At 62.3% G+C, this 20,877-nt stretch carries 13 protein-coding genes and 4 tRNA genes; all 17 read right to left on the bottom strand.

What is annotated here, in order from left to right; translation table 11 throughout:
- Positions 1-36 precede the first annotated feature (36 nt).
- Positions 37-2,139 carry an elongation factor G gene (gene fusA, locus BST28156_RS20235; protein WP_060246289.1) on the bottom strand — a complete coding sequence of 701 codons (2,103 nt, stop codon included), beginning with the start codon at positions 2,137-2,139 and terminating at the stop codon, positions 37-39.
- Positions 2,140-2,261: 122 nt separating this feature from the next.
- Positions 2,262-2,732, bottom strand: a complete 471-nt coding sequence (gene rpsG / locus BST28156_RS20240; protein WP_004198359.1) for a 30S ribosomal protein S7 — start codon at positions 2,730-2,732, stop codon at positions 2,262-2,264.
- A gap of 173 nt (positions 2,733-2,905) precedes the next feature.
- On the bottom strand, positions 2,906-3,286 hold the full coding sequence (gene rpsL / locus BST28156_RS20245; RefSeq protein ID WP_009689279.1) for a 30S ribosomal protein S12: 381 nt from the start codon (positions 3,284-3,286) through the stop codon (positions 2,906-2,908).
- Between the two features lie 227 nt (positions 3,287-3,513).
- Positions 3,514-5,361 carry a DNA helicase RecQ gene (gene recQ, locus BST28156_RS20250; RefSeq protein ID WP_060246290.1) on the bottom strand — a complete coding sequence of 616 codons (1,848 nt, stop codon included), beginning with the start codon at positions 5,359-5,361 and terminating at the stop codon, positions 3,514-3,516.
- 255 nt (positions 5,362-5,616) lie between these two features.
- Positions 5,617-9,858, bottom strand: coding sequence for a DNA-directed RNA polymerase subunit beta' (gene rpoC / locus BST28156_RS20255; protein WP_060246291.1), 4,242 nt, complete (start codon positions 9,856-9,858; stop codon positions 5,617-5,619).
- A gap of 21 nt (positions 9,859-9,879) precedes the next feature.
- Entirely contained in the window at positions 9,880-13,986 is a 4,107-nt protein-coding gene (gene rpoB, locus BST28156_RS20260) for a DNA-directed RNA polymerase subunit beta (RefSeq protein ID WP_174903215.1), read from the bottom strand.
- 377 nt (positions 13,987-14,363) lie between these two features.
- Positions 14,364-14,738 (bottom strand): 50S ribosomal protein L7/L12, encoded by a 375-nt coding sequence (rplL, locus tag BST28156_RS20265; protein WP_009687178.1) that lies wholly within the window; start codon positions 14,736-14,738, stop codon positions 14,364-14,366.
- 63 nt (positions 14,739-14,801) lie between these two features.
- On the bottom strand, positions 14,802-15,299 hold the full coding sequence (gene rplJ, locus BST28156_RS20270) for a 50S ribosomal protein L10 (protein WP_009687177.1): 498 nt from the start codon (positions 15,297-15,299) through the stop codon (positions 14,802-14,804).
- 307 nt (positions 15,300-15,606) lie between these two features.
- Positions 15,607-16,305: a 50S ribosomal protein L1 gene (rplA, locus tag BST28156_RS20275; protein WP_006482906.1), complete on the bottom strand. Its 699-nt coding sequence runs from the start codon at positions 16,303-16,305 to the stop codon at positions 15,607-15,609.
- Positions 16,306-16,737 carry a 50S ribosomal protein L11 gene (gene rplK / locus BST28156_RS20280; RefSeq protein ID WP_006753591.1) on the bottom strand — a complete coding sequence of 144 codons (432 nt, stop codon included), beginning with the start codon at positions 16,735-16,737 and terminating at the stop codon, positions 16,306-16,308.
- 140 nt (positions 16,738-16,877) lie between these two features.
- A complete protein-coding gene (gene nusG, locus BST28156_RS20285; protein ID WP_006765424.1) occupies positions 16,878-17,435 on the bottom strand; it encodes a transcription termination/antitermination protein NusG in 558 nt (185 codons plus the stop codon).
- A 1-nt stretch (position 17,436) separates the two neighbouring features.
- The gene (gene secE, locus BST28156_RS20290; protein ID WP_040126481.1) at positions 17,437-17,817 is read right to left on the bottom strand and encodes a preprotein translocase subunit SecE; all 381 of its coding nucleotides are present in this window, start codon (positions 17,815-17,817) and stop codon (positions 17,437-17,439) included.
- Between the two features lie 43 nt (positions 17,818-17,860).
- Positions 17,861-17,936 (bottom strand) — tRNA-Trp (locus BST28156_RS20295).
- A 59-nt stretch (positions 17,937-17,995) separates the two neighbouring features.
- On the bottom strand, positions 17,996-19,186 hold the full coding sequence (tuf, locus tag BST28156_RS20300) for an elongation factor Tu (RefSeq protein WP_060246288.1): 1,191 nt from the start codon (positions 19,184-19,186) through the stop codon (positions 17,996-17,998).
- A 63-nt stretch (positions 19,187-19,249) separates the two neighbouring features.
- Positions 19,250-19,324 (bottom strand) — tRNA-Thr (locus tag BST28156_RS20305).
- A 24-nt stretch (positions 19,325-19,348) separates the two neighbouring features.
- Positions 19,349-19,422: transfer RNA gene (locus BST28156_RS20310), tRNA-Gly, on the bottom strand.
- Positions 19,423-19,465: 43 nt separating this feature from the next.
- Positions 19,466-19,551: transfer RNA gene (locus BST28156_RS20315), tRNA-Tyr, on the bottom strand.
- Positions 19,552-20,877: the final 1,326 nt, after the last annotated feature.

Raw genomic sequence — 20,877 nt, forward strand, 5'->3', positions numbered from 1 at the left:
CTTCTTTCAAAAAATAATCAGTTGGTAGATGCAGATTTACTTCGACTTCGCGCTGATGATCGCGTCGGCGACGTTACGCGGAGCTTCGGCGTAGTGCTTGAACTCCATCGTGTACGTTGCACGACCTTGCGTCAGCGAGCGCAGCGACGTCGAGTAGCCGAACATTTCCGACAGCGGGACCTCGGCGCGCACGATCTTGCCGCCGCCGACCATGTCTTCCATGCCCTGCACGATGCCGCGACGGCCCGACAGGTCGCCCATCACGTTGCCCATGTAGTCTTCCGGCGTCTCGACTTCGACAGCCATCATCGGCTCGAGCACGACCGGGTTCGCCTTGCGCATCGCTTCCTTGAACGCCATCGAACCGGCCATGCGGAACGCGTTTTCGTTCGAGTCGACGTCGTGGTACGAACCGAACGTCAGGTGGACCTTCACGTCGACGACCGGGAAGCCTGCCAGCACGCCCGACTTCAGCGTGTCCTGGATACCCTTGTCGACCGCCGGGATGTATTCGCGCGGAATCACACCACCCTTGATCTCGTCGAAGAACTCGTAGCCCTTGCCCTGCTCGTTCGGCTCGAGCGTGATGACCGCGTGACCGTACTGGCCGCGACCGCCCGACTGCTTGACGAACTTGCCGTCGACGTCCTTCGCCGTCGAACGGATCGTTTCGCGGTACGCAACCTGCGGCTTGCCGACGGTCGCTTCCACGCCGAATTCACGCTTCATCCGGTCGACCAGAATTTCGAGGTGGAGCTCGCCCATGCCCGAAATGATGGTCTGGCCCGACTCTTCGTCGGTCTGCACGCGGAACGACGGATCTTCCTGCGCGAGACGGTTCAGCGCGAGGCCCATCTTTTCCTGGTCGGCCTTGGTCTTCGGCTCGACTGCCTGCGAAATCACCGGCTCCGGGAACACCATGCGCTCGAGCACGATCGGGTGTGCCGGATCGCACAGCGTGTCGCCGGTGGTCGCTTCCTTCAGGCCGACCGCAGCAGCGATGTCGCCTGCGCGGACTTCCTTGATTTCTTCACGCTGGTTCGCGTGCATCTGCAGAATACGGCCGAGGCGTTCCTTCTTGCCCTTGGTCGAGTTCAGCAGCGTGTCGCCCGAGTTGACGACGCCCGAGTACACACGGAAGAAGATCAGCTGGCCGACGAACGGGTCGGTCATGATCTTGAACGCGAGCGACGAGAACTTCTCTTCGTCCGACGCCTTGCGCTCCGCTTCTTCGCCGTTTTCGAGCTCGCCCTTGACCGGCGGGATGTCGACCGGCGACGGCAGGAAGTCGATCACGGCGTCGAGCATGCGCTGCACGCCCTTGTTCTTGAACGCGGTACCGCACAGCATCGGCTGGATTTCGCACGCGATCGTACGGTCGCGCAGCGCCTTGACGATGTCGGCTTCCGGCAGGTCGCCTTCTTCCAGGTACTTGTTCATCAGGTCTTCGTTGGCTTCCGCAGCCGCTTCGACCATCTTTTCACGCCATTCCTGGCAGGTGTCGGCGAGTTCGGCCGGGATGTCGACGTAGTCGAACTTCGTGCCTTGCGACGCCTCGTCCCAAATGATCGCCTTCATCTTCAGCAGATCGACGACGCCCTTGAAGTTTTCTTCCGCGCCGATCGGCACCACGACCGGAACCGGATTCGCCTTCAGGCGCAGACGGAGCTGGTCGTAGACCTTGAAGAAGTTCGCGCCGGTACGGTCCATCTTGTTGACGAACGCGAGACGGGGCACCTTGTACTTGTTCGCCTGGCGCCACACCGTTTCCGACTGCGGCTGCACGCCGCCCACTGCGCAGTAGACCATGCATGCGCCGTCGAGCACGCGCATCGAGCGCTCCACTTCGATCGTGAAGTCGACGTGGCCCGGGGTGTCGATGATGTTGATGCGGTGTTCCGGATAGTTGCCGCCCATGCCCTTCCAGAAGGCGGTGGTAGCAGCGGACGTGATCGTGATGCCACGCTCCTGTTCCTGCTCCATCCAGTCCATCGTTGCTGCGCCGTCGTGGACTTCACCGATCTTGTGGTTCACACCGGTGTAAAACAGAATGCGCTCGGTCGTCGTCGTCTTGCCGGCGTCGATGTGAGCGCTAATACCGATATTGCGGTAGCGCTCGATGGGAGTCTTGCGAGCCACTTTGATCCTCTACTGGGTTGGCGCGACGCAGTCATATGCATCGCGCCTCAACACAAACGGGCGAGGCGCCTGAAAAGCGCACCCGCCCGGAATTTATTTCCGCTAACAGCCCAGCCAGGCGCTTAGAAACGGAAATGCGAGAACGCGCGGTTGGCTTCCGCCATGCGGTGAACTTCGTCGCGCTTCTTCATCGCGCCGCCACGGCCTTCGGCCGCTTCGGAGAGTTCACCTGCCAGGCGCAGAGCCATCGACTTCTCGCTGCGCTTCTTCGCAGCCTCACGCAGCCAGCGCATCGCCAATGCCATACGACGCGACGGGCGCACTTCGACCGGAACTTGATAGTTGGCACCACCAACGCGGCGGCTCTTCACTTCGACCACCGGCTTGACGTTGTTGAGCGCAACCGTGAACACTTCCAGCGGGTCCTTGCCACCCTTGGTCTGGATCTGTTCGAAAGCACCATAAACGATGCGCTCAGCGACCGACTTCTTGCCGGACAGCATCAGCATGTTCATGAACTTGGCTACATCCACGTTGCCGTACTTCGGATCCGGCAACACTTCCCGCTTGGGGACTTCGCGACGACGCGGCATGATTCTTCCTTTACCTGTTCAGTTGGAGCTGTTTTCCAGCCCCGCGGCCACCAACAAACCCGATCACATCTTCTCGACTAACCAGCTTGGCCGGGTGACCACTTACTCGACAGCACCGGCAATCCGGCACCACCGCCTTGACCGCCCTGGGGCGATCCCTGATCAAAAACTGCTTACTTGGCAGCCTTTGCACGCTTCGCGCCGTACTTCGAGCGCGCTTGCTTACGGTCCTTGACGCCCTGGGTATCCAGCGAGCCGCGAACCATGTGGTAACGCACACCCGGCAAGTCCTTCACACGACCGCCGCGGATCAGCACAACCGAGTGTTCCTGCAGGTTGTGGCCTTCACCGCCGATGTACGAAATCACTTCGAAGCCGTTCGTCAGACGAACCTTGGCGACCTTACGGAGTGCCGAGTTCGGCTTCTTCGGCGTCGTCGTGTACACACGGGTACACACGCCGCGACGCTGGGGGCAGTCCTGCAGGGCCGGGCTCTTGCTCTTCGTCGTTTCCGACTCACGGCCTTTGCGAACCAGTTGGTTGATGGTTGGCATTGTTTATTCCTGAAATTGAACAAAATCCGCACACCGATTTCGGGCAAAGCGAGAATCGGCGCACAGTTGGCTTCCAGACCGGCGAATCGGACACGAACTTTCGAACGCGACTCGGCCCACCGAATACCGGAACCCAGCATGATATTCCGGAAATGCCAACTAAGTCAACGGCTTGCGTGATCTGCCGCGCGCCGGGGCCGTTTACCGGAAGGGTCGGAACAGCTGTGTCAGGCCGACTCGACGACGTCGATGATCTCGTCGCCGAAGCGCTCGAGCTTGCGCACGCCCATGCCGGGGATATGCCGCAGGTCGTCGATCGTCTCCGGCGCATTGCGCGCGATTTCGGCCAGCGTCGCGTCGTGGAAGATCACGTAGGCCGGCACGCCGTCCGACTTCGCCGTTTCCGCGCGCCATGCGCGCAGCGCGTCCCAGCGCGCGCGTTCGCGCGTGCCCATGCCGGCGGTCGGATCCACGCGCGTGCCGCCGCGGCTCGACGACTGGCGCGTGCGCTGCGGCTTCACGTAGCGGCGCAGCGTGACCTTCTCCTCGTTCTTCAGCACCGGCTTCGCGGCCTCGGTCAGCACCAGCGCGCCGAAGCCGCCGTGATCGACGGCCAGATAGCCGTACGCGACGAGCTGCCGGAAGATCGCACGCCATTCCGGCTCGGACAGCGACGCGCCGATCCCGAACGTGCTGAGCTGATCGTGGCCGCGCTGCAGCACCTTCTCGGTGCGCGCGCCGCGCAGGATCTCGATCAGATGGCTCGCGCCGAAATTGAAGCCGCTCGCGCGCTGCGCGCGGAACACGCACGACAGCGCCATCTGCGCCTCGCGCGTCGCGTCCCACGAATCGGGCGGCTCCAGGCACGTGTCGCAGTTGCCGCACGGCTGGCTCGCCTCGCCGAAGTAGTTCAGCAGGCGCACGCGCCGACACGAGATGGTCTCGCACAGGCCGAGCAGCGCGTCGAGCTTCGATGTCTGCACGCGCTTGTGCGCATCGTCGGCGTCCGATTCGTCGATCATCTTGCGCTGCTGGACGACGTCGCCGAGGCCGTACGCCATCCACGCGTTCGCGGGCATGCCGTCGCGGCCCGCGCGGCCGGTTTCCTGGTAGTAGCCCTCGACGCTCTTCGGCAGGTCGAGGTGCGCGACGAAGCGCACGTCGGGCTTGTCGATGCCCATCCCGAACGCGATCGTCGCGCACATCACGATGCCTTCCTCGCGCTGGAACATCTCCTGGTGCTTCTGCCGCACCTCGAACTCCATCCCCGCGTGATACGGCAGCGCGCGCACGCCCTGCGCCTTCAGCCATTCGGCCGTCTCCTCGACCTTGCGGCGCGACAGGCAGTAGACGACGCCCGCGTCGGTCGTGCCGTCGGCGTTCGTGTGTTCGGCGCGGATGAAATCGAGCAGCTGCGCGCGCGCATTGTCCTTTTCGACGATCCGGTAGCGGATGTTCGGGCGGTCGAAGCTCGACACGAACACGCGCGCGTCGTCGAGCGCGAGACGATGGATGATCTCGTCGCGCGTGATCGCATCGGCGGTGGCCGTCAGCGCGATGCGCGGCACCGCCGGGAAGCGCTCGTGCAGCACCGACAGCTGGATGTATTCGGGACGGAAATCGTGCCCCCATTGCGACACGCAGTGCGCTTCGTCGATTGCGAACAGGCCGATCTTCGCGCGCTCGAGGAGCTCGAGGAAGCGCCCCGTCATCAGCCGTTCGGGCGCGACGTACAGCAGGTCGATCTCGCCTTCGCGCAGCGCGCGCTCGGTCGCGGCCGCCTCGGCGCCCGACAGCGTCGAGTTCAGGTACGCGGCGCGCACGCCGACTTCGCTGAGCGCCGCGACCTGGTCCTGCATCAGCGCGATCAGCGGCGACACGACGATGCCCGCGCCGTGCCCGGCCTCGCGGCGCAGCAGCGCCGGAATCTGGTAGCACAGCGACTTGCCGCCGCCGGTCGGCATCAGCACGAGACAGTCGCCGCCGCCGGCGACGTGCTCGACGATCTCGCCCTGCTGGCCGCGAAAAGCGGAATAACCAAAGACTTCGTCGAGAATTTCGAGGGCGCGGGACATGAATGATGAGAACGAGGACGGCGGAGCGATGACCGCGATTTTACCAACCCGCTCGCGCGGCGCGCGGCGAATCGCGCAACGTTGGTCGATCGGACAGGGTTCGTACGCACGCATCGCGCGCCTGCAAAGGCGCTGCGCAAGCGCGTGATGCGCGTGATGCGCGTGATGCGCGTGAACGAAGCGTAAAAAAAACCGCCCGGCAAAACCGGGCGGTTTCGGTGACAGCGAGGGCGAGGCGGCTCGCGCCGCCCGCGCTTACTCGGCTGCCGGGTGTTGCGGCTCTTCGGCCGGCGTGCTCGGCGTGCCGAAGTCGAACGCTTCTTCCGCTGCGATCTGGTCGAAACGCTCGCGATCCGACGATTCCTTCGCCTTGCGCGCCTTGTGGAACGCGAGACCGGTACCGGCCGGGATCAGACGGCCGACGATCACGTTTTCCTTCAGGCCGCGCAGATCGTCGCGCTTGCCCATGATCGCCGCTTCGGTCAGCACGCGGGTCGTTTCCTGGAACGATGCCGCGGAGATGAACGAGTCGGTCGACAGCGACGCCTTCGTGATACCGAGCAGCACGTTGTCGTACGAAGCCGGACGCTTGCCCTCGGCGATCATGCGGTCGTTCTCGTCCAGCATGTCGGAACGCTCGACCTGTTCGCCCGGGATGAAGCGCGTATCGCCGTTGTCGGTGATCTGCACACGACGCAGCATCTGGCGAACGATCACCTCGATGTGCTTGTCGTTGATCTTCACGCCCTGCAGACGGTACACGTCCTGCACTTCGTCGACGATGTAGCGCGACAGCGCCTCGATACCCTGCAGACGCAGGATGTCGTGCGGGTCGGCCGGGCCGTCCACGATCATTTCGCCCTTGTTGACGACCTGGGCGTCGTGGACCAGCACCTGCTTTTCCTTCGCGATCAGGAACTCGTGCTGGTTGCCCTCGAGATCCGTGATGACGAGACGCTGCTTGCCCTTCGTGTCCTTGCCGAACGACGTCGTGCCGGTGACTTCCGCGAGAATGCCCGCATCCTTCGGCGAACGCGCTTCGAACAGTTCCGCCACCCGCGGCAGACCGCCGGTAATGTCACGCGTCTTCTGCGCTTCGGTCGGGATACGTGCGAGCACTTCACCCACCTGCACCTGCTGACCGTCCTTCACGGTAATCAGCGCGCCGACCTGGAAGCCGATCTGCACCGCGTGTTCCGTGCCCGGGATCTTCACTTCCTCGCCGTTCGCGTCGAGCAGCTTGACCTGCGGACGCACGCTCTTCGATGCCTGCGAACCGCGGCGCTTCACGTCGATCACGACCAGGGTCGACAGACCGGTCACGTCGTCGATCTGCTTCGCGACCGTCACGCCTTCCTCGACGTTCTCGAACTTCACCGTACCGCCGTACTCGGTGATGATCGGACGCGTCATCGGATCCCACGTGGCGAGCTGCGTACCGGCCTTGATCGTCGCACCGTCGAGCTGCAGCAGCGTCGCGCCGTAAGGCACTTTGTGACGCTCGCGCTCGCGACCGAAGTCGTCGGTGATCAGCGCCTCGCCCGAACGCGAGATGACGATCTGCTCGCCCTTCGCGTTGGTGACGTAGCGCATCGTCGCCGTGAAACGCACGATACCGTTGCTCTTCGCTTCGACCGACGAGGCCACTGCCGCACGCGATGCCGCACCACCGATGTGGAACGTACGCATCGTCAGCTGCGTGCCCGGTTCGCCGATCGACTGCGCCGCGATCACGCCGACCGCTTCGCCGACGTTCACGAGCGAGCCGCGGCCGAGGTCGCGGCCGTAGCACGATGCGCACAGGCCGTAGCGCGTTTCGCAGGTCAGCGGCGTGCGCACGCGCACTTCGTCGATGCCGAGGCGTTCGATTTCCTCGACCGCCACTTCGTCGAGCAGCGTGCCCGCTTCGTACAGCGTTTCCTGCGTTTCCGGGTTCACGACGTCCGCGACCGCGACGCGGCCGAGGATACGGTCGCGCAGCGCTTCGACGACTTCACCGCCTTCGACCAGCGCCTTCATCGCGACGCCGTTCGACGTGCCGCAATCGTCCTCGACCACCACCAGATCCTGCGTGACGTCGACCAGACGACGCGTCAGGTAACCCGAGTTCGCGGTCTTCAGTGCCGTATCAGCCAGACCCTTACGTGCACCGTGGGTCGAGATGAAGTACTGCAACACGTTCAGGCCTTCGCGGAAGTTCGCGGTAATCGGCGTCTCGATAATGGAGCCGTCCGGCTTCGCCATCAGGCCGCGCATACCGGCCAGCTGACGAATCTGCACCGCCGAACCCCGGGCGCCCGAGTCGGCCATCATGTAGATCGAGTTGAACGACTCCTGGCGCGTCTCGTTGCCGTCGCGGTCCGTCACCGGCTCCGTCGACAGCTGCTCCATCATCGCCTTGCCGACCGCTTCCGACGTCGCCGACCAGATGTCGACCACGTTGTTGTAGCGTTCCTGCGCGGTGACGAGACCCGACATGTACTGGCGGTCGTACTCCTTCACCTTCTTCGCGGCGTCGCCGACGATCGTTTCCTTCTGCGGCGGCACGAGCATGTCGTCCACGCAGATCGAGATGCCGGCGCGCGTCGCGAGACGGAAACCCGACTGCATCAGCTGATCGGCGAACACCACCGTCGCGCGCAGACCGCACTTGCGGAACGCCGTGTTGATCAGGCGCGAGATTTCCTTCTTCTTCAGCGGCTTGTTCAGCACCGAGAACGGCAGGCCGTGCGGCAGGATCTCCGACAGGATCGCGCGGCCGACGGTCGTCGCATACAGCGTGACCTTCGGCACGAATTCCGGCGCGCCTTCCGAGGTGTCCTCGTTGCGGACCATTTCGGTGATCCGCACGTTGACGCGCGACGCGAGCTCGACTTCCTTGTTCTCGTACGCGCGCAGCACTTCCGACACGCCCGTGAACGACAGGCCTTCGCCCTTGCCGTTGATCGCTTCGCGGGTCGCGTAGTACAGACCCAGCACGATATCCTGCGACGGCACGATCGACGGATCGCCGTTGGCCGGGAACAGCACGTTGTTCGACGCGAGCATCAGCGTGCGCGCTTCCATCTGCGCTTCGAGCGACAGCGGCACGTGAACGGCCATCTGGTCACCGTCGAAGTCGGCGTTGAACGCCGCGCAGACGAGCGGGTGCAGCTGGATTGCCTTGCCTTCGATCAGCACCGGCTCGAACGCCTGGATACCGAGACGGTGCAGCGTCGGCGCACGGTTCAGCATCACCGGGTGCTCGCGGATCACCTCTTCGAGGATGTCCCACACGACCGGCGTCTGGTTCTCGACTTCCTTCTTCGCCGCCTTGATGGTCGTCGCGACGCCCATCACTTCCAGCTTGTTGAAGATGAACGGCTTGAACAGTTCGAGCGCCATCAGCTTCGGCAGGCCGCACTGGTGCAGCTTCAGCGTCGGGCCGACCACGATGACCGAACGGCCCGAGTAGTCGACGCGCTTGCCCAGCAGGTTCTGACGGAAACGACCGCCCTTGCCCTTGATCATGTCGGCGAGCGACTTCAGCGGACGCTTGTTGGCGCCCGTCATCGCCTTGCCGCGACGACCGTTGTCGAGCAGCGAGTCGACCGCTTCCTGCAGCATCCGCTTTTCGTTGCGGACGATGATTTCAGGCGCCTTCAGCTCGAGCAGACGCTTCAACCGGTTGTTACGGTTGATCACGCGGCGATACAGGTCGTTCAGGTCCGACGTCGCGAAACGGCCGCCGTCCAGCGGCACGAGCGGACGCAGTTCCGGCGGCAGCACCGGCAGCACTTCGAGGATCATCCACTCGGGCTTGATGCCCGAACGCTGGAACGCCTCGAGCACCTTCAGGCGCTTCGCGAACTTCTTGATCTTCGCTTCCGAGCCGGTGTTCTTCAGCTCGGTGCGCAGCGTCTCGACCTGCTCGTCGATGTTGATCGCGCGCAGCAGCTCGCGCACGCCTTCCGCGCCCATCTCGGCACGGAATTCGTCGCCGTATTCCTCGACCTTGTTGTAGTAATCCTCTTCGGTCATGATCTGCCGCGCCTTCAGCGGCGTCATGCCCGGTTCGATCACCACGTACGCTTCGAAGTACAGCACGCGCTCGATGTCGCGCAGCGTCATGTCGAGCACCATGCCCAGACGCGACGGCAGCGACTTCAGGAACCAGATGTGCGCGACCGGCGAGGCCAGCTCGATGTGGCCCATCCGTTCACGACGCACCTTCGCCAGCGTCACTTCGACGCCGCACTTCTCGCAGATCACGCCACGGTGCTTCAGGCGCTTGTACTTGCCGCACAGGCACTCGTAGTCCTTGATCGGCCCGAAGATCTTCGCGCAGAACAGACCATCGCGTTCCGGCTTGAACGTACGGTAGTTGATGGTCTCCGGCTTCTTCACTTCGCCGAACGACCACGAACGGATCTTGTCGGGCGAGGCCAGACCGATCTTGATCGCGTCGAAAACTTCTTCCTGTTGGACTTGCTTGAATAGATCGAGCAGAGCTTTCATTGCCTTCTCTCCGTAGTCCGATTAATTGCGGTCGAGATCGATATCGATACCGAGCGAGCGGATTTCCTTCACCAGCACGTTGAAGGATTCCGGCATGCCTGCATCGATCACGTGATCGCCCTTGACCAGGTTCTCGTACACCTTGGTCCGGCCGGTCACGTCGTCCGACTTCACCGTCAGCATTTCCTGCAGCACGTAGGACGCGCCGTATGCCTCGAGTGCCCACACTTCCATTTCACCGAAACGCTGGCCACCGAACTGCGCCTTACCACCCAGCGGCTGCTGCGTGACGAGCGAGTACGGACCGGTCGAACGCGCGTGCATCTTGTCGTCGACCAGGTGGTGCAGCTTCAGGTAGTGCATGTAGCCCAGCGTCACGCGGCGCTCGAACATCTCGCCGGTGCGGCCGTCGTACAGGCGAACCTGGTTCTTCGACGGGTTCATGCCGAGCTGTTCGGCGATGTCGTCCGGGAACGCGAGGTCGAGCATCTTGCCCATTTCTTCCTCGGTCGCACCGTCGAACACCGGCGTTGCGAACGGCACGCCTTCGCGCAGGTTCTTCGCGAGTTCGAGGATCTCGTCGTCGGTGAAGCTGTCCAGATCTTCCTGGCGGCCCGACTCGTTGTAGATCTTCGTCAGGAACGCGCGCAGCTCCTCGATCTTCGCCTGACGCTGCAGCATCTCGCCGATACGCCAGCCGAGACCCTTCGCGGCCCAGCCGAGGTGGACTTCGAGCACCTGACCCACGTTCATCCGCGACGGCACGCCGAGCGGGTTCAGCACGACGTCTGCCGGACGGCCGTCGGCCATGTACGGCATGTCTTCGATCGGCACGATCTTCGACACGACACCCTTGTTACCGTGACGGCCTGCCATCTTGTCGCCAGGCTGCAGACGGCGCTTCACCGCGAGGTACACCTTGACCATCTTCAGCACGCCCGGCGGCAGTTCGTCGCCTTGCGTGAGCTTCTTGCGCTTCTCTTCGAACGCGAGGTCGAACTGGTGACGCTTTTCCTCGATCGAGTTCTTGATCGCTTCGAGCTGCGCCGCTGCTTCGTCGTCCGCGAGGCGGATGTCGAACCAGTGGTAGTGGTCGAGGTCTTCCAGGTAAGCCTGGTCGATCTTCGTGCCCTTCGCGAGCTTCTTCGGGCCGCCGTTCGCGACCTTGCCCACCAGCATGCGGGCGAGACGCTGGAACGCGTCGCCTTCCACGATGCGCAGCTGGTCGTTCAGGTCGAGACGATAGCGCTTCAGTTCGTCGTCGATGATCTGTTGCGCACGCTTGTCGCGCTGGATGCCTTCACGCGTGAACACCTGGACGTCGATCACGGTGCCGCTCATGCCCGACGGCACGCGCAGCGACGTGTCCTTCACGTCCGAAGCCTTCTCGCCGAAGATCGCGCGCAGCAGCTTCTCTTCCGGCGTCAGCTGGGTCTCGCCCTTCGGCGTGACCTTGCCGACCAGCACGTCGCCCGCTTCGACTTCCGCACCGATGTACACGATGCCCGATTCGTCGAGACGGCCGAGCTGGACTTCCGCCAGGTTCGAGATGTCGCGCGTGATTTCTTCCGGCCCGAGCTTCGTGTCGCGTGCGACGACGTTCAGCTCTTCGATGTGGATCGACGTGTAGCGATCGTCGGCCACGACCTTCTCCGAGATCAGGATCGAATCCTCGAAGTTGTAGCCGTTCCACGGCATGAACGCGATCAGCATGTTCTGGCCGAGCGCGAGCTCGCCCAGGTCCGTCGATGCGCCGTCGGCCAGCACGTCGCCGCGCGAGACCTTGTCGCCCATCTTCACGATCGGACGCTGGTTGATGTTCGTGTTCTGGTTCGAACGCGTGTACTTGATCAGGTTGTAGATGTCGACACCGACTTCACCCGCGACCGCTTCGTCGTCGTTCACGCGAATCACGATACGGCCTGCGTCGACATAGTCGACCACGCCACCGCGGTACGCCTGAACCGTCGTGCCCGAGTCAACCGCACAGGTGCGCTCGATGCCCGTACCGACGACCGGCTTTTCCGGACGCAGACACGGCACGGCCTGACGCTGCATGTTCGAGCCCATCAGTGCACGGTTCGCGTCATCGTGCTCGAGGAACGGGATCAGCGAGGCGGCAACCGACACGATCTGCGATGGCGCGACGTCCATGTACTGGATGCGGTCCGGCGTGACCATCATCGTTTCGCCGGCTTCGCGCGACGACACGAGTTCGTCGACCAGCATGCCGTTCTCGTCGATCGCGGCGTTCGCCTGCGCGATCATGTAGCGGCCTTCCTCGATCGCCGACAGGTAGTCGATCTGGTCGGTCACCTTGCCGTCCACGACCTTGCGGTACGGCGTCTCGAGGAAGCCGTACTCGTTCAGGTGCGCGTACAGCGCGAGCGAGTTGATCAGACCGATGTTCGGACCTTCCGGCGTTTCGATCGGGCACACGCGGCCGTAGTGGGTCGGGTGCACGTCGCGGACTTCGAAGCCTGCGCGCTCGCGCGTCAGACCGCCCGGGCCCAGTGCGGAAACACGGCGCTTGTGCGTGATTTCCGACAGCGGGTTGGTCTGGTCCATGAACTGCGACAGCTGCGACGAACCGAAGAACTCGCGGATCGCCGACGAAATCGGCTTCGAGTTGATCAGGTCGTGCGGCATCAGGTTTTCGCTTTCGGCCTGGCCGAGGCGCTCCTTCACCGCGCGCTCGACACGCACCAGACCGGCGCGGAACTGGTTCTCCGCCAGTTCGCCGACGCAACGCACGCGACGGTTGCCGAGGTGGTCGATATCGTCCACTTCGCCCTTGCCGTTGCGCAGCTCGACGAGGATCTTGATCGTCGCGAGGATGTCGTCGTCCTGCAGCGTCATCGGACCGGTGATTTCGTCACGGCCCACGCGGCGGTTGAACTTCATGCGGCCGACCTTCGACAGGTCGTACGCTTCTTCGCTGTAGAACAGACGGTTGAACAGCGCCTCGACCGCTTCTTCGGTCGGCGGCTCGCCCGGGCGCATCATGCGGTAGATCGCGATGCGCGCGGCCGTCTTGTCGGTCGTTTCATCGACGCGCAGCGTCGACGAGATGTACGGACCCTGGTCCAGATCGTTCGTGTAGAGCGTCTGGATGTCCTTGATGTCCGCTTCGCGCAGCTTCTCGAGCACGCTTTCCGTGATTTCGTCGTTCGCGCTCGCGATCACTTCGCCCGTCTCGCCGTCGACGACGTTCTTCGCCAGCACGCGGCCGAGCAGATAGTCTTCCGGCACCGAGATGAACTTGGTCTTCGCGGCTTCGAGGTCGCGAATGTGCTTCGCGTTGATGCGCTTGTCCTTCTGGACGATGACCTTGCCGTCGCGATCGGTGATGTCGAAACGCGCAACTTCGCCACGCAGACGCTCCGGCACGAACTCGAGCTGCGCGCCTTCGCCCATCAGCGTGAAGTTGTCGAACACGAAGAAGTTCGCGAGGATCTGTTCCGGCGTGAGGCCGATGGCCTTCAGCAGGATCGTGACCGGCATCTTGCGGCGACGGTCGACGCGGAAGTACAGGATGTCCTTCGGATCGAATTCGAAGTCGAGCCACGAGCCGCGGTACGGAATGATCCGTGCCGAGAACAGCAGCTTGCCCGAGCTGTGCGTCTTGCCCTTGTCGTGTTCGAAGAACACGCCCGGCGAACGGTGCAGCTGCGAGACGATGACACGCTCGGTGCCGTTGATGACGAACGAGCCCGTCGGCGTCATGAGCGGAATTTCGCCCATGTACACTTCCTGCTCCTTCACTTCCTTGACGACCGGCTTGTTCGGCGATTCCTTGTCGAGGATGACGAGGCGGACCTTCGCGCGCAGGGCGGAGCAGTACGTCAGGCCTCGCTGCTGGCATTCCTTGATGTTGAATGCCGGCGAGGACAGCGCATAGCTCACGAACTCGAGGCGCGCAAAGCCGTTGTGCGAAACAATGGGAAATACCGATGTGAAAGCGGCCTGCAAACCTTCAGGCTTGCGTTGCGTCGCCGGCACTTCGGCTTGCAGAAACGTGCTGAATGATTCAAGCTGGGTAGCCAGCAGGAAAGGAACTTGGTGAACGATGGGGCGCTTCGCGAAACTCTTGCGAATGCGCTTCTTCTCGGTGAAGGAATATTGCATACGATCTCCGAATCACGGCGGGTGCGTCGAGGCGGAATACCTGGACGTTTCAGACCCGAGTGTTCACCGACTGAGACCCGATGGCCGTCCGACGGCTTGAACGAGCCGAGAAGCTTGGTGGTTGGCCGCTACCAACCGCTGGCTGACGGCAGCGGATGCCTGTGTTGCCCGCTACCCGACCAAACTTGCCTTCTGCAGTCGCTTCAGAAGACAAAGAGAAACGCCAAATCGTGAACAATCGCAACGATTAGGCGGTTATCTTTGGCTTCTGGGGGCGTTTATTCGGTCTCCCGAAAGAGTGCCAGAATAGCGCCCCCACAAAGCACAAAAAGGCCGGCGGTGAAAATACCGCCAGCCTTCGCACAGCGCGCCGAAACTTACTTGACTTCGACCTTCGCGCCTGCGTCTTCCAGCTTCTTCTTGGCTTCTTCAGCAGCAGCCTTGTCGACGCCTTCCTTGACAGCCTTCGGTGCGCCGTCAACGACGTCCTTCGCTTCCTTCAGGCCCAGGCCCGTCAGTTCGCGAACTGCCTTGATGACTGCAACCTTGTTGCTGCCTGCTTCAGCCAGAACGACCGTGAATTCGGTCTTTTCTTCTGCTGCAGCAGCTGCGCCGCCGCCTGCCGGGCCAGCGACTGCCACTGCAGCTGCCGACACGCCAAACTTCTCTTCGAACGCCTTGACCAGTTCGTTCAGTTCCAGAACGGTCATCCCTTCGACTGCTGCCAGGATGTCTTCTTTTGCGATTGCCATTTGAAATACTCCTAAATTGAATTCGGATACAGCCAGCGATCAGTGACGCTGATGCACGCTCGATTACGCAGCTTCCGCTTGCTTCTTCTCGGCCAGCGCGGCAAGAGCACGCGCGAAGCCCGAAACAGGCGCTTGCATAACGAACAGCAGCTTCGAGAGCAGTTCTTCACGGCTCGGGATGCTTGCCAGCGCTTGCACGCCAGCCTTGTCCATCACCTTGCCATCGTACGAACCAGCCTTGATGACCAACTTGTCATTGCTCTTGCTGAAGTCGTTGACGACCTTAGCAGCGGCAATTGCATCTTCCGAGATGCCGTAGATCAGCGGACCAGTCATCTGCTCTGCCAGCGGAGCAAACGGCGTACCTTCGACAGCGCGACGCGCCAGCGTGTTCTTCAACACGCGCAGGTAAACCTGTTGCTCACGCGCTTGCGCGCGCAGCTTGGTCAGATCGCCAACCGCAATTCCACGATACTCAGCCAGCACGACGGTCTGGGCCTTCGCGACTTGCGCGGAAACCTCAGCGACGACGGCTTGCTTGTCTTCTCTATTAAGCGGCACGGTTAGCCTCCAGAAACGATACGTCTGGCTTGCCGGTATGGCGAAACCTCGCGTACCTCGTTCAACAACGGCGTCCGACCTCGTTAGGAGTATTTCCACCTCACACCGCGAATCGCTTCACGGCCTGCGGCTTCACCACTGCAAAACTTTTTCGGGTTCGCCATCTGCGTTGGCTTGAATTAAGGGCTTGCCTGACTGCGGCCGGCCCACCAACGGTCTTTGATAACCGGTTGCCCGCGTACTGCACGAACAACCGCCCAAAGCCCTTGAAGACCGCTTCGCGAACGAAGCGGCCTGAATTTCATGCTTACTGCGCGGCCAGCGTAGCCTGGTCGACACGCACGCCGACGCCCATCGTGCTCGACAGTGCGATCTTGCGCAGGTACACGCCCTTGCTCGTTGCCGGCTTGGCCTTCTGCAGCGCTTCGATCAGCGCCGACAGGTTCGAACGCAGCGCGGTCGGCTCGAACGATGCACGGCCGATGGTCGCGTGGATGATACCGGCCTTGTCGACACGGAATTGCACCTGACCCGCCTTCGCGTTCTTGACTGCGGTCGCGACGTCCGGCGTGACCGTGCCGACCTTCGGGTTCGGCATCAGGCCGCGCGGGCCGAGGATCTGACCCAGCGTACCGACGATACGCATCGTGTCCGGCGAAGCGATCACGATATCGAAGTCCATCTGGCCAGCCTTGATCTGCTCGGCCAGGTCTTCCATACCGACGATTTCCGCGCCTGCTGCACGTGCCTGCTCGGCCTTCTCGCCTTGCGCGAACACCGCAACGCGAACCGACTTGCCCGTACCGGCCGGCAGAACGACCGAACCGCGAACGACCTGGTCCGACTTCTTCGCATCGATGCCGAGCTGGACAGCGACGTCGATCGACTCGTCAAACTTCGCGCTTGCGCATTCCTTCACGAGCGACAGTGCGTCTTCGATCGCGTACAGCTTCTGACGATCGACCTTGGCGGCAAATGCCTGACGGCGCTTGGAGATCTTAGCCATTTACACACCCTCCACGGTGATGCCCATCGAGCGTGCGCTACCAGCGATGGTGCGAACCGCTGCGTCGAGATCAGCTGCCGTAAGATCCGGCATCTTGGTCTTCGCGATTTCTTCGGCTTGAGCGCGCGTGATCGAACCGACCTTGTCGGTGTGCGGCTTGCTCGAGCCCTTGTCCACCTTCGCCGCCTTCTTGATCAGGACGGTCGCCGGCGGCGTCTTCATCACGAACGTGAAGCTCTTGTCAGCGAATGCCGTGATGACCACCGGCACCGGCAGACCCGGCTCCATGCCTTGAGTCTGCGCGTTGAACGCCTTGCAGAACTCCATGATGTTCAGGCCGCGCTGGCCCAGTGCCGGACCGACCGGCGGCGACGGGTTGGCTTTACCTGCAGGGATCTGCAGCTTGATAAAGCCGACAATCTTCTTTGCCATTTGAAAACCTCGTTGGAACGCCAGGCGGCGTTCGGTGAGTGATAACGCGCGTTCGCCGCTGGCTACTGACGCTCCTCAACGGCCATGACGCGGACCGTAAGCGCGAAGGCGGGCAGCCGAGGCTGCCCACCGAATCGGGATCAAACTTTTTCGACCTGGCCGAATTCGAGTTCGACCGGGGTTGCGCGGCCAAAGATGGTGACCGACACACGCACGCGCGATTTTTCGTAGTTGACTTCTTCGACGGTGCCATTGAAGTCCGTGAACGGACCTTCCTTGACTCGCACCATCTCGCCAACTTCGAACAGGGTTTTCGGGCGCGGCTTCTCGACGCCCTCCTGCATCTGCGACATGATCTTCTCGACTTCCTTCGGGGAAATCGGCGTCGGGCGGTTGCGCGCACCGCCGACGAAACCGGTGACCTTCGCGGTGTTCTTCACGAGGTGCCACGTTTCGTCCGTCATTTCCATTTCCACCAGCACGTAGCCGGGGAAGAAACGACGCTCGGTCACGGCCTTGTGGCCGCCCTTGACTTCGACCACTTCTTCGGTCGGGACCAGGATCTGACCGAATTTGTCCTGCATGCCGGCACGTTCGATGCGCTCCTGAAGCGCACGTTGCACGCTCTTCTCCATGCCGGAGTAGGCGTGCACGACGTACCAACGCTTTCCGCTCGGGGATGCCGGAGTATCGCTCATATCATTTCCAACCCAGAATCACCGAGAAAATCACCCATTCGATCGATTTGTCACTCAACCAGAGGAAAATCGCCATCACGAGCACAAAGCCGAACACGACCAGCGTGGTTTGCGTCGCTTCCTTGCGGGTGGGCCAAACGACCTTCCGGACTTCCTTGTACGAATCCTTGGCAAACGCGATGAGGCTCTTGCCAGGTGCGGACATCAGCCCGACGGCCACGCCGGCGATGATACCCACCGCCAATGCGGCACCGCGGACATACCACTGCTGGTTGCCCAGCCAGAAGAAGCCCACGAATCCGGCCAAGACCAGCAATACGCCCAGGCCCAGCATCAGCTTATCGCCGGAGGTATTTACAGTTTCGACGGATGGATTCGCCATAACACCTTAAAACAAATGCCACGTTGGACACGTGGCTATTTTTTGGCAGGGGCAGAGGGAATCGAACCCCCAACCTTCGGTTTTGGAGACCGACGCTCTGCCAGTTGAGCTATACCCCTAGACCATGTTGGGACTGGCTTATGCCAGCCCCAAAACTGTCGATCAACGAATAACTGGCTTACTCGATGATCTTGGCGACGACGCCGGCGCCGACGGTACGGCCGCCTTCGCGGATTGCGAAGCGCAGACCTTCTTCCATCGCGATCGGCGCGATCAGCTTCACCGTGATCGACACGTTGTCGCCCGGCATCACCATTTCCTTGTCCTTCGGCAGCTCGATCGAGCCCGTCACGTCCGTCGTACGGAAGTAGAACTGCGGACGGTAGTTGTTGAAGAACGGCGTGTGACGGCCGCCTTCGTCCTTGCTCAGCACGTACACTTCAGCCGTGAAGTGCGTGTGCGGCGTGATCGAACCCGGCTTCGCCAGAACCTGGCCGCGCTCCACGTCTTCACGCTTCGTGCCGCGCAGCAGGATACCGACGTTGTCGCCTGCCTGACCCTGGTCCAGCAGCTTGCGGAACATTTCAACGCCCGTGCAGGTCGTCTTCACCGTCGGCTTGATACCGACGATTTCGATTTCCTCGCCGACCTTGATGATGCCGCGCTCGACACGACCCGTCACCACCGTACCGCGGCCCGAGATCGAGAACACGTCTTCCACCGGCATCAGGAACGCACCGTCAACCGCGCGCTCCGGCGTCGGGATGTACGTGTCCAGCGCGTCGGCCAGGCTCATGATCGCCACCTCGCCCAGCTCGCCCGTGTCGCCTTCCAGCGCCAGCTTCGCCGAACCCTTCACGATCGGCGTGTCGTCGCCCGGGAAGTCGTACTTCGACAGCAGCTCGCGAACTTCCATCTCGACCAGCTCGAGCAGTTCAGCGTCGTCCACCATGTCGCACTTGTTCAGGAACACGATGATGTACGGAACGCCAACCTGACGCGCCAGCAGGATGTGCTCACGCGTTTGCGGCATCGGGCCGTCTGCAGCCGAGCACACCAGGATCGCGCCGTCCATCTGCGCTGCGCCCGTGATCATGTTCTTCACGTAGTCCGCGTGGCCCGGGCAGTCGACGTGTGCGTAGTGGCGGTTAGCCGTTTCGTACTCGACGTGCGCCGTGTTGATCGTGATGCCGCGCGCCTTTTCTTCCGGTGCCGCGTCGATCTGGTCGTACGCCTTCGCCTCGCCGCCGAACTTCTTCGTCAGCACCGTCGTGATCGCTGCCGTCAGCGTCGTCTTGCCGTGGTCAACGTGACCAATCGTACCAACGTTCACGTGCGGCTTGGTCCGCTCAAATTTTTCCTTGGCCATTTTCAACTCCCAAAAGGAATTTCACATGTTGCGCCGCGCGCAAACAGACACTGACTGTACTGCTGGTGCCCATGGGCAGGATCGAACTGCCGACCTCTCCCTTACCAAGGGAGTGCTCTACCACTGAGCCACATGGGCGGTTTGTGCTTCAACTACACGAACTGGAGCGGGTGAAGGGAATCGAACCCTCGTCGTAAGCTTGGAAGGCTTCTGCTCTACCATTGAGCTACACCCGCACGGGCCACTAACGAGTCCCTACCGCTCTCTGCGCTGATATCTTGGTGGAGGAGGTTGGATTCGAACCAACGTAGGCGTAAGCCAACAGATTTACAGTCTGCCCCCTTTAGCCACTCGGGCACCCCTCCGTAGAGAACTGACGATTATGGGGGTGCACCGAACTCTTGTCAAGCACAACAGGAAGATTATTTTCATTTTCTTCCCGAGCGCCCGCTCGACCACCTGACACGCGCCCCACCAGGCTACGGTGGAGACGAGAGGTTCGCCAACCGGCGCCCACATCTTCGTCAGACTCCGTCTCCAGCGCCGAACTGCGTTAGCGCTGAAAACGAAAGACCGCCATCATACGATCTCTTGAGCTCAATGCCAAGCGGGGAGAGCAAATTTTTTGCAATATTCATGCCGGGCGCGGCGACGGGAGCGGTGCCGGCATTTTCGCGCTATCGCCGGACCGTTATCGATCATGCCCGACAGCGCCTTGTGCAGTGACACGACGCCAGGCCGACGGCATCGTTTCTGCGTATGGGTTTCGTCGCAGCTGCATGCCCAGACGACAGCGTCATACAGGAGGCAGCCTCGCTCGCTGTTCGCGCGTTGCGTCTCCGCGCCGGCCAAGGAACACGCGCCTATGACACCCGGAGCCTCCGATCGACGCCGGTTGCGTCGACGGCCCCGAGTACGGTCGCCCACGGGGCACTCCGCGCCGGGATGCGACTGCGCAGGCGCAGTTGCTGAGCGACGTTCAGCGCTCCCGCTCGCCGCGGGCGCCCTCCGCAACCGATCGGAAGGCGAACCGGGCGCTCCTTCGCTTTGCCCCATGCACTCGAGGATGCAGGACGGCGCGAGTGCAACAAGCTGCGAACTGTTCGCGACCGCTGCTCGGTGGGCTCGTATCGACACGAAGTCGAATTCGAAACGCACTGCCGCGGCTTCCATCGGGTGAGTGCCCCGCTTTGAGCGTTCCTAGTACGGCCCCACCGAAGTCGACGGACATCGGCGCCGGCGGTACGCATTGTGCACTACCCGGCGACGGGTGCTACTGCGTTGGCGGCACGGCATATCGCTGACCGGCGAGATCTACGCGTTGCGCAGCGGTCACCCCGTACTCGTCAGACGCAACGGGAAGCCTCCTGACGGGAATACGTTGCGAGCAGGCGCCGCCATACGCGGAGGATGTCTTGCCGCATGCGGACGCCCCGGAAAACGTCGGCCGAGCCGTTATATGCCTGGCAAGGTCGGCAAGGCCGAGGGAGTCCGATCGCAAGCCCTGTATCGGTGCTGAATCGGGTTGTAATTCGAGAGAGGCCAGCGATCGGCTCGAACGAGCCGCGATCGACCACAAGGACGATGGTGCTCGATGCACCCTTTTCCGTCGCGCAAATGCAAAAACCCCCGCCTGTTTGGGCGGGGGTTTCTGGCTTAGGGAGCCTGACGATTACCTACTTTCACACGGG

The sequence above is a fragment of the Burkholderia pseudomultivorans genome (assembly GCF_902499075.1).
In the GTDB taxonomy this organism is placed as follows: domain Bacteria; phylum Pseudomonadota; class Gammaproteobacteria; order Burkholderiales; family Burkholderiaceae; genus Burkholderia; species Burkholderia pseudomultivorans.